This window comes from Bradyrhizobium sp. Ken64, assembly GCF_055807555.1.
In genome coordinates this window covers 275206-287290 of sequence record NZ_JBVVPA010000007.1, presented here as the reverse complement: position 1 = coordinate 287290, position 12085 = coordinate 275206, and the positions used below count along the sequence as shown (strand labels likewise).

The 12085-nt window shown below is 66.7% G+C and carries 6 protein-coding genes; all 6 read left to right on the top strand.

Features of this window, described 5'->3' with window-relative positions; translation table 11 throughout:
* Nucleotides 1–2304: sensor histidine kinase (locus AC0L2F_RS15515; RefSeq protein WP_473248928.1), on the top strand; the 2304-nt coding region annotated here is incomplete at its 5' end.
* The gene (gene tsaE, locus AC0L2F_RS15510; protein WP_473248927.1) at nt 2301–3821 is read left to right on the top strand and encodes a tRNA (adenosine(37)-N6)-threonylcarbamoyltransferase complex ATPase subunit type 1 TsaE; all 1521 of its coding nucleotides are present in this window, start codon (nt 2301–2303) and stop codon (nt 3819–3821) included. The genes AC0L2F_RS15515 and tsaE, both read left to right, overlap by 4 nt.
* 141 nt (nt 3822–3962) lie before the next feature.
* Nucleotides 3963–4280 (top strand): PilZ domain-containing protein, encoded by a 318-nt coding sequence (locus AC0L2F_RS15505; RefSeq protein ID WP_007603933.1) that lies wholly within the window; start codon nt 3963–3965, stop codon nt 4278–4280.
* 124 nt (nt 4281–4404) lie between these two features.
* A complete protein-coding gene (locus tag AC0L2F_RS15500; RefSeq protein ID WP_473248926.1) occupies nt 4405–5127 on the top strand; it encodes a nucleotidyltransferase family protein in 723 nt (240 codons plus the stop codon).
* Nucleotides 5128–5374: 247 nt separating this feature from the next.
* Complete coding sequence (gene addB, locus AC0L2F_RS15495) at nt 5375–8521, top strand: double-strand break repair protein AddB (RefSeq protein WP_473248925.1); 3147 nt, start codon at nt 5375–5377, stop codon at nt 8519–8521.
* A complete protein-coding gene (gene addA / locus AC0L2F_RS15490) occupies nt 8515–12024 on the top strand; it encodes a double-strand break repair helicase AddA (RefSeq protein WP_473248924.1) in 3510 nt (1169 codons plus the stop codon). Before addB ends, addA begins: the two co-directional genes overlap by 7 nt.
* Nucleotides 12025–12085: the final 61 nt, after the last annotated feature.

Genomic DNA, 12085 nt, shown 5'->3' with positions numbered 1-12085 from the left:
GATCCAGCGCGCGCGCGGCAAATAGGCGCGGAATTCGGAGGCGCCGCGGCCGCACAGCATCGGCTGGCTCGCCGCGCCCGGATCGGGGAACTCCAGCTCCAGGCCGACCGCTTCGGCGCATTGCTGTTCGCCGAACCGCAGATCCTGATCTCCTGGCCGGCCGGCGACAATCGCGCGCAGATCTCCGGTGACATCTCCCTGGTGCTGCCGCGCGACTCCTCTCCACAGCGCGTGCTCGCATTTGGAACCTGGTTGCCGCCGGAACCGGCGCTCCGGATGGATCACGCCGTCGATGCGCTGCGCGACCGCGGCGACGGGTTCCAGCTGACGCTCACCACCGCGCATGGCCACACGCTTGAGGCCATCGGCCGCGCCATCGGCGGCCAGGCCATCGTCAGGATTCGCGAACTCTCGGGGCTCCGCCGCGATCTGGCCGAGACCAATCTGCGTTATAAGGCCCTTTCCGACGAGACGGAAATGCTGCGCGGCTTCGCGACCGCCGCACCGTGGCCGATCTGGGCCAAGGGCGAGAACGGCGCGCTAACTTACGCCAACCCTGCCTATGTCCGTGCGACCGAGGCGGCCAGCATCACCGACGCCCAGGAGCGCAAGCTCGAGCTGCTCGACAGCGCCGACCGGACAGCGATGGAGCGGGGGCTGAAGGAAGCGGTCAATTTCACCTCGCGGCTGCCGATCGTGATCGGCGGCGAGCGGCGCATCTACGACGTGCGCGCCGTCAATGTCGGCGGCGGCAATGTCGGCGTTGCCATCGATGCCAGCGAGGCAGATGCCTTGAGCTCGGCGCTGGTGCGGATGGCGGAGGCGCATCGCCGCACGCTCGACCAGCTCTCCTCCGGCGTTGCCGTGTTCGACGGCCAGCGCCGGCTCGCCTTCTACAATGATTCCTACCGCCAGCTATGGGACCTCGACCGCACCTTTCTCGACGCCAACCCCGATGATTCCAGCGTGCTCGACAAGCTCCGCTCCTCGCGCAAATTGCCGGAGCAGCCGGACTTCCGCGCCTGGAAGGCGAAGCTGCACGAGGCCTATCGCGCGGTCGAGGCTGCCAAGGACACCTGGTACCTGCCCGACGGGCGCGCGCTCTCCGTCGTCACCACGCCGAACCCGGAAGGCGGCGTCACCTATCTGTTCGACGACGTCACCGAGAGCCTCGAGCTCGCCCGCCGCTTCGACGGCATGATCCGCGTCCAGCGCGAGACGCTGGATAGCCTCGCCGAGGGCGTCGCGGTGTTCGGCAGTAACGGCAAGGCGCAGCTGTTCAACCCGGCCTTCGTCCGGATGTGGAAGCTGTCCGCTGACGCCATGCGCGACGAGCCGCACATCCAGACGGTCGAGGGCTGGTGCCATCAGCTGTTCGACGACGCGATCGTCTGGCGACAGATCCGCGAGGCCGTCACCTCGATCGAGAGCCGCGCCGACATTCCGCTGAAGCTGGAGCGCAAGGATGGCAGCGTGCTCGACGGCATGATCCGGCCCCTGCACGACGGCGCCACGATGCTGACGTTCCAGGACATCACCGATACCGAGAACGTCGAGCGCGCGCTGCGCGAGCGCAACGAGGCGCTGGAGGCGGCCGACCAGATGAAGGTGGATTTCGTCCACCACGTCTCCTACGAGCTGCGCTCCCCGCTCACCACCATCATCGGCTTCGCGCATTTCCTCAGCGATCCCTCGACCGGGCCGCTGACGCCGAAACAGGCCGAGTATCTCGACTACGTCACCAAATCGACCAATGCACTGCTGGCGCTGACCAACAACATCCTGGATCTCGCCACCATCGACGCCGGCGCCATGAAGCTGGAACTCGGCCCCGTCGACGTCAGCAAGACCATCGAGCTCGCCGCCGAGGGTCTCCAGGACCGGCTTGCCACCGACCGCATCCGCCTCAAGGTCGAGATCGCGCCCGATGTCGGCAGCTTCACCGGCGACGAGAAGCGCGTCGTGCAGGTGCTCTATAACCTCCTCGCCAACGCCGTCGGGTTTTCTCCACCGGATTCCACCGTCGGCATCAGCGCCCGCCGCACCGAACGCAGTGTGGTCTTCACCGTGACAGATTCCGGGCCTGGAATACCTGCCGACATGAAGGACAAGGTATTCAACTGGTTCGAGAGCCGCTCGCAGGGCTCGCGTCATCGCGGCGCCGGGCTCGGCCTGTCGCTGGTGCGCTCCTTCGTCGAGCTGCATGGCGGCAATATCCGGGTCGATTCGATCGTGGGCAGGGGCACGGTCGTGATCTGTGATTTCCCGACCGACCAGGCGGCGCATCGCGACGCCGCCGAATGACTGCGCCAACCACATTCTCCGTCGCGCTCCACAACGAGACAGCGACTGCGCAACTGATGGCCGACGTCGCGCTGCTGGTCGGTCCCGGCGATGTCATCACGCTCACCGGCGATCTCGGGGCCGGCAAGACCGCGGCGGCGCGGGCCATGATCCGCTACCTCGCCGGCGATGATGCGCTGGAAGTGCCGAGCCCGACCTTCACGCTGGTGCAGGGCTACGAGCTGCCGCCATTCCCGGTGATGCATGCCGACCTCTACCGCGTCGAGGACGAGAGCGAGCTCGAAGAGATCGGGCTGTCGCCGCTGCCGGAAGCAACCCTCGTCCTGATCGAATGGCCGGAGCGCGCACCGTCGGCGATGCCTCAAGACCGCATCGACATCGCGCTGACGCACCGGCAGGCACTGGGCTCGAATGCGCGCGCCGCCGACATCACCGGTCATGGCAAGGCCGCCGCCATCGTCGCGCGGCTGCAGGCGCTGCGCGAATTCCTCGATGCATCCGGCTACATGGAGGCAACGCGCAAACGCATGGCGGGCGACGCCTCCACCCGCTCCTATGCGCGGCTGCTGCACGACGACGAGATTGTCATCCTCATGAATTCTCCGCAGCGCCCGGATGGTGCTGCGATGTACAACGGAAAATCCTACAGCGCCGCGGTGCATCTCGCCGAAAACATCAAACCCTTCGTCGCCATCGACGAGGGCCTGCGCGCGCAGGGGATCTCCGCGCCCGCGATCCATCATTCCGACCTCGACCACGGATTCCTGATCAGCGAAGACTTCGGCAGCGACGGCGTGATCGAGGGCGATCCGCCGCGCCCGATCGCCGAACGCTACGAAGCCGCGGTCGATTTACTGGCCGTGCTGCACGGCAAGACGCTGCCGGAGACGCTGCCGCTCGGGGACCAGACCTACGCCATTCCTGTCTTCGATACCGAGGCGCTGCTGATCGAAATCGGCTTGATGCCGGAATGGTACCTGCCCGATCGCAACGCGCCGCTGGACGACGGGAAGCGCGCCGAATTTTTCGCGATGTGGCGCGAGCTGCTGCAGAAGGCGCAGGCCTCGCCGAAGACGTGGATCATCCGCGACTATCACTCGCCGAACCTGATCTGGCTCAGCAATCGCACCGGCATCGAACGCGTCGGCGTTATCGATTTCCAGGACACCGTGCTGGGGCCGCAATCCTACGACGTGGTGTCCCTGCTCCAGGATGCCCGCATCGACGTGCCCGAGGCGATCGAACTGACGCTGCTGTCGCGCTACATCAAGGCGCGCCGCGCGAGCGACGCGAGCTTCGACGCGGCCGGCTTCGCGGAGCTCTACGCCATCATGTCGGCGCAGCGGAACACGCGTCTGCTCGGCACCTTCGCCCGCCTCAACCGCCGCGACGGCAAGCCGCATTATCTGCGTCACCAGCCGCGGATCTGGACCTATCTCCAGCGCTCCCTGGCGCATCCCGCGCTCGCTCATCTGCGCGACTGGTATCTCGCCAATGCCCCGCCGCCCCAAAGGTAGGCCCACGGCTGAGGCCCAAGGCTGAAAAGGCTAGTAGGGGCGGAAGAGGCTGATTCGGGGCCCGATTTACCGGCTGTTAGCCAAGACGCCGGTAATCTGGGGGCGACGCAGCCGGATGATTACGGGGCTGGAGCAGGGCAGATGGCGGTGAAGACGGACCAGCGCGGCAACAGCCGGGTTGTTTTCGAGCGCGGGATCGCGGCCCAGATGATGGGTATCGACGGCACATGGCGGCGCGACTGCACCATGGAGGACGTCTCCGACAGCGGCGCCAAGCTGACCATCGACGGCTCGGTCGAAGGCTTGCATCTGAAGGAGTTTTTTCTGCTGCTGTCGTCCACCGGACTTGCGTATCGGCGCTGCGAGCTTTCCTGGGTCAATGGCGACCAGATCGGCGTCAACTTTCTCAAGCTCGGCGACAAGAAGAAAAAGGCGCGTTCCACATCCATCGGGGCGTAACGGCAACACCCGTCGTACAAGCGTCACGGCAGGTGGCTAAGGCGGTCAAGACGCGGTGCGGTCAGTCGAACCTCGTGTTAGGATTGCTGCGAACGCGAAGTCAGTAGGTCTGAGAAAGCGAAGGATGCCCGTCAAACCGACCAAAGCCATGGTGCTCGCCGCGGGGTTCGGCCTGCGCATGCGTCCGTTGACGGACAAAATGCCGAAACCGATGGTTCCGGTGGCCGGCCAGCCGCTGCTCGACCACGTGCTCGACAAGCTCGGCCAGGCCGGCGTCAGCGAGGTGGTGGTCAACGTGCACTACCTGCCGGACCAGATCATCGATCACACCGCATCACGCCAGCATCCGCGCGTGACCATCTCGGACGAGCGCGATCAGGTGCTGGGCACCGGCGGCGGCGTGGTCAAGGCACTGCCGCTGCTCGGGGACGCACCGTTCTTTCACGTCAATTCCGACACGCTGTGGATCGACGGCGTGCGCTCGAACCTGACGCGGCTCGCCGAAAACTTCGATCCCGCGCGGATGGACATTTTGCTGCTGATGGCGCCGACGGCGACCAGCATCGGCTATAGCGGCCGCGGCGATTACGGCATGCTGGCCGACGGCGCGCTGCGCAAGCGCAAGGAAAAAGAGGTCGTTCCGTTCGTCTATGCCGGCGCTGCGATCCTGTCGCCGTCGATCTTTGCCGATGCCCCGAGCGGCGAGTTTTCGCTGACCAAGATGTTCGACCGTGCCAACGAGCAGGAGCGGCTGTTCGGGCTCCGCCTCGACGGCGTCTGGATGCATGTCGGCACGCCTGATGCCGTGCACGCGGCGGAAGAGGCGTTTCTGGAGAGCGTGGCTTAAGCCGCTCTTGTGTCCCGGACGGGGTGCGGCGCGTAATGCCGCTCCGGAGAGCCGGGACCCACTCCATCCTCACTTGCGGAACGAAGCAACCTGGGCCCCGGCTCAGCAGCGCATCGCTGCGTGATGCGCTGCTGAGCCGGGGCACGAGAGCGGGGATGCCGCGAACAGCGGGGACTAACCCCCTCCGCCCATATCCATTTGAGTCCGCCTCCCTATATTGGCGCCTGATTCCCGAATCAGGCAGCTCATGCGCGTTTTCAGCGTTCCAGTCTCAGTTCCGTTCCTGCGCACCGTCGTCGCAAGCCTGCTCGACGGCCGGCTGGTCGAGGGCTTTGAGGCGCGCAAGGAGCCGGCACGGTTGGCGGATGCCACGCTGTACCTGCCGACACGGCGCGCCATGCGCGTCGTCCGCGAGATCTTCCTCGACGAGATGAAGGCGGATGCGGTCGTGCTGCCGCGCATCGTCGCGCTCGGCGACATCGACGAAGATGAACTCGCTTTCGCCGATGAAGGCGAACAGTTTTCCGGCGCAACGCCGCTCGACATTCCGCCGCGGCTCGGCGAGCTCGAACGGCGGCTGACACTGGCGCAACTCGTCGCGGCCTGGGCCAAGGGTCCGGTGTTGTCTCCGCTGGTCGTCGGCGGCCCCGCTTCGACGCTGGCACTGGCGTCCGATCTCGCGCGCCTGATCGACGACATGGTCACGCGCGGTGTCGACTGGAGCGCGCTCGATGGCCTCGTGCCTGATATGCTCGACCGGTACTGGCAGCACTCGCTTGAATTTTTGCGCATCGCGCGCATCGCCTGGCCCGGTCATCTCGCCGAAATCAAACGCATCGAGCCCGCTGCCCGCCGCGACCTCCTGATCGATGCCGAAGCCAGGCGGCTGACCGCGCATCCCCATGGCCCCGTGATCGCGGCCGGTTCGACCGGCTCGATGCCGGCCACGGCAAGATTTCTCCACGCAGTCGCCTCGCTGCCGCATGGCGCCGTGGTGCTGCCCGGCCTCGATTCCGATCTCGACGACGATGCCTGGCGCAGCATCGGCGGCGTTCGCGACTCGCTCGGCAAGTTCGCGGAGCACCCGGTCTCGAACCATCCGCAATATGCCATGCACGCGCTGCTGGATCGCTTTGGCATCAAGCGCAGCGACGTCGATAGTCTCCAGCCTCCGGCGGAAGGCGGCCGCGATCTGCTGGCGTCGGAATCGATGCGGCCCTCGGCCAAGACCGAGATCTGGCACGACCGGCTGAAGCAACCGGATGTGGCCGCGAAGATCACCGGCGGCATGAAGAACCTCGCGGTTGTCGAAGCTCCCAACCCTGAAATGGAAGCGCTCGCCATCGCGATCGCGATGCGCGAGGCGCGGCACCTCGACAAATCCGCCGCGTTGGTGACGCCCGATCGCGCGCTGGCGCGGCGGGTGATGGCCGCGCTGACACGGTGGGATCTCGCATTCGACGATTCCGGCGGCGACGTCCTGATGGAGACCTCCGCCGGCGTCTTTGCGCGACTGACAGCCGAGGCTGCGACCAAGGGACTGGAGCCGCCGACGCTGCTGGCAATGCTGAAGCATCCGCTGTGCCGGCTCGGCCGGGCGCCTGGCGCATGGAAGGCGGCGATCGAAGGCCTGGAGCTCGCTTTGTTGCGCGGCACGCGCCCGCCTGCAGGCACTGCCGGCCTGCTGCGCGAATTCAATCGCTTTCGCGAGGAGCTGGCAAAGCTGTGGCGCAGCGAGGTCTCCGCCCTGCATAAGGCCGAGCCGCGTGCACGTCTCAAGGCCGAAGACCTCGATCGCATTCAGGTGCTGATCGATGGCTTACGACAAGCCTTGGCGCCGATCGAGAGTCTAGCCTCATCGAAGTCGTTCGATTTCGCCGAGCTCGCACATCGGCATCGCGAGATCATGATCGAGCTGTCGCGCGACGAGCAGGGCATCCCGCTGGCGTTCGAGGAGCGCGAAGGCCTCGCGCTCGCGAGCGCCTTTGACGATCTCCTGCGCGGCGGCACGACCAGCGGACTGATGGTCACGCTGCCCGACTACGCAGACGTCTTCCAGACCGCATTCGGCGATCGCGCGGTGCGGCGGCGGGACCGGCCGGGCGCGCGGCTGCAGATTTACGGCCCGCTGGAATCACGCCTGATGCAGGCCGACCGCGTCATCGTCGGCGGGCTGATCGAGGGGGTCTGGCCACCGACGCCGCGCATCGATCCGTGGCTGAGCCGGCCGATGCGGCACCAGCTGGGCCTCGATCTGCCGGAACGCCGTATCGGCCTCTCCGCGCATGATTTTGCGCAATTGCTCGGCGGCGAGGAGGTCATCCTCACCCACTCCGCCAAGGCTGGCGGTGCGCCGGCGGTCGCCTCGCGCTTCCTGCACCGGTTGGAGGCGGTCGCAGGCGATGCGCACTGGAAGGCCGCCATTCGCGCGGGCGAAAAATACGTGCAGTTTGCAGCCGCGCTGGACCAGCCCGACGAGGTGAGGCCGATCAAGCAGCCCGAGCCGCGACCGCCACGCGCGACCCGGCCGCTCAGGATGTCTGTGACCGGGATCGAGGATTGGCTGCGCGATCCCTATACGATCTACGCCAAACACATTTTGCGGCTCGACGCGCTCGATCCCGTCGACATGCCGCTGTCGGCCGCCGACCGCGGCTCGGCGATCCATGATGCGCTCGGCGAGTTCACGGAACGCTACGCCACGAATCTGCCCGACGATCCCGCGCGCGTGCTGCGCGCGATCGGCGAAAAACATTTTGCACCACTCATGGAGCGACCCGAGGCGCGGGCGCTGTGGTGGCCGCGCTTCCAGCGTATCGCACGCTGGTTCGGCGAATGGGAGACGGCGCGACGGGATGTGATCGAGGCGATCGCCGCGGAAACCCGCGGCGAGATCTCGATCCCGCTCGACCATGGGCGCAGCTTCCGTCTTTCCGCCCGCGCCGACCGCATCGAACGGCGCCAGGGCGGCGGCTACGCCATCCTCGACTACAAGACCGGCCAGCCACCGACCGGCAAGCAGGTTCGCATGGGCCTGTCACCGCAGCTCACGTTAGAAGCCGCGATCCTGCGCGAGGGCGGCTTTCCCGACATCGACGCCGGCGCGTCCGTGAGCCAGCTCGTCTATGTTCGCCTGAGCGGCAACAATCCGCCGGGCGAAGAACGCATTCTCGAGCTCAGATATAGGCAAGGTGACGAGCCGCAGCCGCCGGACACCGCGGCTGCGGAGGCAAGGGTCAAGCTCGAGGCACTGATTCGCGCCTTCGAGGACGAGAACCAGCCCTATACCTCGCTGAACTTGCCGATGTGGACCAACCGCTACGGCGCCTATGACGATCTCGCCCGGATCAAGGAATGGTCTGCGGCCGGTGGATTGGGGATCGAGGAATGGTGAAGGCACCGCGCCCCATCCCGGATGAGGTGCGCGCCAGGCAAGCGCGCGCATCGGACCCGACCGCGTCGGCCTTCGTGTCGGCCAATGCCGGCTCGGGCAAGACGCATGTGCTGGTGCAGCGGGTGATCCGCCTGCTGCTCTCGGGCGTGCCGCCGGAAAAGATCCTCTGCATCACCTTCACCAAGGCGGCTGCCGCCAACATGGCCGAGCGCGTGTTCACCACGCTCGGCCATTGGGTGACGCTCGACGACACGGCACTCGATGCAGCGATCCGCGACGTCGGGATTCCCCATCCGGATCGAAAGCTGCGCCGTGACGCGCGAAAGCTGTTCGCCTGCGCGCTGGAGACGCCGGGCGGCTTGAAGGTGCAGACCATCCACGCATTGTGCACTCGCCTGCTTCAGCAGTTTCCGTTCGAGGCCAATGTCCCCGCGCGCTTTGCCGTGATCGACGAGCGCGACCAGACCGACATGATGGAACGCGCCAATCTGAAGGTGCTGCTGGAGGCCGCCCGCGACCCCGACAGCGTGACCGGTCGCGCGCTGCTGACCGCAATGGCGAGCGCCGCCGATGTCACCTTCAAGGAGGTGGTGCGCGAGGCCTGCCTGAGCCGCGATCATTTCATGGCCTGGACCGATGAAGCCGGCAGCGCGGAGCTGGCTGCCGCGCAGATGGCGGCCGCGCTGGGCGTGGACGCGAGCGATCGCATCGAGGACGTCGAGACGGAGATCCTAGATGGTCCGTTCCTGCCGCGATCGCGCTGGGACGACATCTCCTTTGCGCTGGAGGAGGGCAGCAAGTCCGACAACGACCAGGCCTGCCGGCTCCGCGAGGCAAAGGTCTTTTCCGGCGCCGCGCAGGTCGATGCCTATCTCAGCGTCTTCCTCACGGACGAAAAGCTGCCGCGCAAGGCGGTGCTGACCAAGAAGTTCTGCGATCACAACCCGTCCGTCGCCCGCCTGTTCGAGAACGAGGCCGAGCGCGTCAGCGGATTGGTCGAGGCACGCCGTGCGGTGACCCTGCGCGACCGCACCGCGGCCCTGCTGCATATCGCGACCGCGGCTGCCGCAAATTACCGCCGCGAGAAGCAGGAGCGCGGGCTGCTCGACTATGACGACCTCATCGACAAGACGCTGGCGATGCTGGATCGCGTTTCCTCGGGCTGGGTGCATTACAAGCTCGACCGCGGCGTCGATCACGTGCTGATCGACGAAGCCCAGGACACCAGCCCGCGGCAATGGGACATCGTCGCGCACATCATCTCGGAGTTCACCGCCGGCGAAGGCGCACGCGAGGGCCTGAACCGCACCGTCTTCGCCGTCGGCGACGAGAAGCAGTCGATTTTCTCATTTCAGGGCGCTCAGCCCAGAGAATTCGATGCACGCCGGCGCGAACTGCACCGCAAGTTCACGGCGGCCGGGCTGAAATTCGATCCCGTCGCCTTCACCTATTCGTTCCGCTCCGGTGCCGCGATCCTGCATTCGGTCGACCACGTCTTCCGCGAGCCCGCGATCTACAAGAGCATCCATTCGATCGAGACCGGTCATCCCCTGCACAATGCACTCGGCGATGCGGGCCCCAGCGTGATCGAACTATGGGACCTTGCGGAGGCCGACGACAGGCAGGAGATCGAGGGCTGGCGCGCGCCGTTCGACGGCGTCGCCGCCACCAGCCCCGAAGTCAAGCTCGCGCGCCGGATCCAGACCGAGATCAAGCGGCTGGTCGAGAGCGGCACGCTGACCGGGCACGAGGGCGAACGCCGGCCGCTGCGTTATGGCGACATGCTGATCCTGGTGCGCCGGCGCGGCAATGCATTCGACGCGGTGATCCAGGCGCTGAAGCACGCCAACGTTCCGGTCGCCGGCGCCGATCGGCTCAAGCTCACCGAGCACATCGGAATCATCGACCTGATGAATCTTGCGGACGCGCTGCTGCTGCCGCAGGACGATCTCGCGCTCGCGGTGGCGCTGAAGAGCCCGCTGTTCGGGCTCGATGACGACGATCTGTTCCAGCTGGCCTGGGATCGCAAGGGATCGCTGCGCCGCGCGCTTGGCGAGCATGCCCCGACAAGCGAGACATTCACTGCGGCGTTGCGACGCCTCGAAGCCTGCGAAATGCGAGCCCGCGAGGAGACGCCGTTCGCCTTCTACGCCTGGCTGCTCGGGGGCGACGGCGGACGCGCGCGCATGCTGCGCCGGCTCGGTCATGAGGCCAATGACGCGCTCGACGAGTTCCTGGAGCTGGCGCTGAATTACGAGCGCAAGGCGCCTGCGTCGCTGCAGGGTTTCATGGCCTGGCTGCGCTCGGCCGATACCGAGGTGAAGCGTGACATGGAGATCTCGCGCGATGAGGTGCGGGTGATGACCGTGCACGGCGCCAAGGGCCTGGAGGCCTCGGTCGTGTTCATGGTCGACACCACATCGTCGCCTGCGGATTCGCAGCGGCTGCGGCTGATCCACGTCCCGCGCGGCAATGGCGGCGAGGTGGTGGTCTGGGCCGGACGCAAGGCGGATGATCCCAAGCCCGTCGCCGACGCACGCAAGGCGATGCTCGAGGAGACCGAGGACGAATACCGCCGCCTGCTCTACGTCGCCATGACGCGCGCCGCCGACCGGCTCATCGTCGGCGGCTGCATGCCCGGCAACATGAAGACGGTCCGCAAGCTGAGCTGGTACGATCTGGTCGACACCGGGCTCGCCGGCTCGGGCCTGGCGAAAGAGACAATCGAGACGCCGCTGGGCAAGGTAACGCGCTTCTCCCGTCCTGAGGATGTCGTGGCGCTGGGCACGCCCGCGACCTCATTGGATCAGGCGACCGCGCTCCCGGACTGGCTGCGGACACCGGCACCGCGCGAGACCATCGACGACGATCCGGTGCGCCCCTCCGGCCAGTCGTCCGGGGACGGCCGCGCGGTTCTGTCGGGCGAATCAGTGCAGTCCCGCGCGCTCGCGCTGCAACGCGGCACGCTGGTGCACCGGCTGCTGCAATCGCTCCCCGACATCGCCACCGAGCGCCGGCGCGAGGCCGCGCTCGGCTTCATGTCGCGCAATGCCGCGGACTGGGCGGAGGCCGACCGCGCCGGGCTGGCCGACAAGGTGCTCGCCTTGATCGCCGAACCACGGTTTGCCCCCGTGTTTGCCGCCGGCAGCCGGGCAGAGGTCGCGATCGTCGGCCGGCTGGAACGGCCGGGCCGCGCCCCGGCGCAGGTATCCGGCCAGATCGACCGGCTGGTCGTTCGCCCGGATGAGGTCCTGATCGTCGATTTCAAGACCAATCAAGCGGCTCCCAGGAGCGCCGCTGAGGCGCCCGTCGCCTATGTCCGGCAGCTGGCGCTATACCGGGCTGTGCTATCGAGGCTTTATCCCCAAAAGCCGGTCCGCGCCGTCCTGCTCTGGACCGAGGCCCTTGAATATATGGAGATTTCGGCTTCCGCGCTGGACGCGGCGCTGGCATCTCTTCATCTCGGTGTGAGCGTCCTTGACCCGGCAAGGAGCCATTCATAGGTTGACGCGATGATCTCGGGCGCGATTCCCGTCGCGCCCTTCTCTCAGGTACGAGGTACTC

Excerpts from the sequence above, each read along its gene's own strand:
- tsaE (WP_473248927.1), top strand. The coding sequence starts at position 2,301 with ATGACTGCGCCAACCACATTCTCCGTCGCGCTCCACAACGAGACAGCG.
- AC0L2F_RS15505 (WP_007603933.1), top strand. The coding sequence starts at position 3,963 with ATGGCGGTGAAGACGGACCAGCGCGGCAACAGCCGGGTTGTTTTCGAG.
- AC0L2F_RS15500 (WP_473248926.1), top strand. The coding sequence starts at position 4,405 with ATGCCCGTCAAACCGACCAAAGCCATGGTGCTCGCCGCGGGGTTCGGC.
- addB (WP_473248925.1), top strand. The coding sequence starts at position 5,375 with ATGCGCGTTTTCAGCGTTCCAGTCTCAGTTCCGTTCCTGCGCACCGTC.
- addA (WP_473248924.1), top strand. The coding sequence starts at position 8,515 with ATGGTGAAGGCACCGCGCCCCATCCCGGATGAGGTGCGCGCCAGGCAA.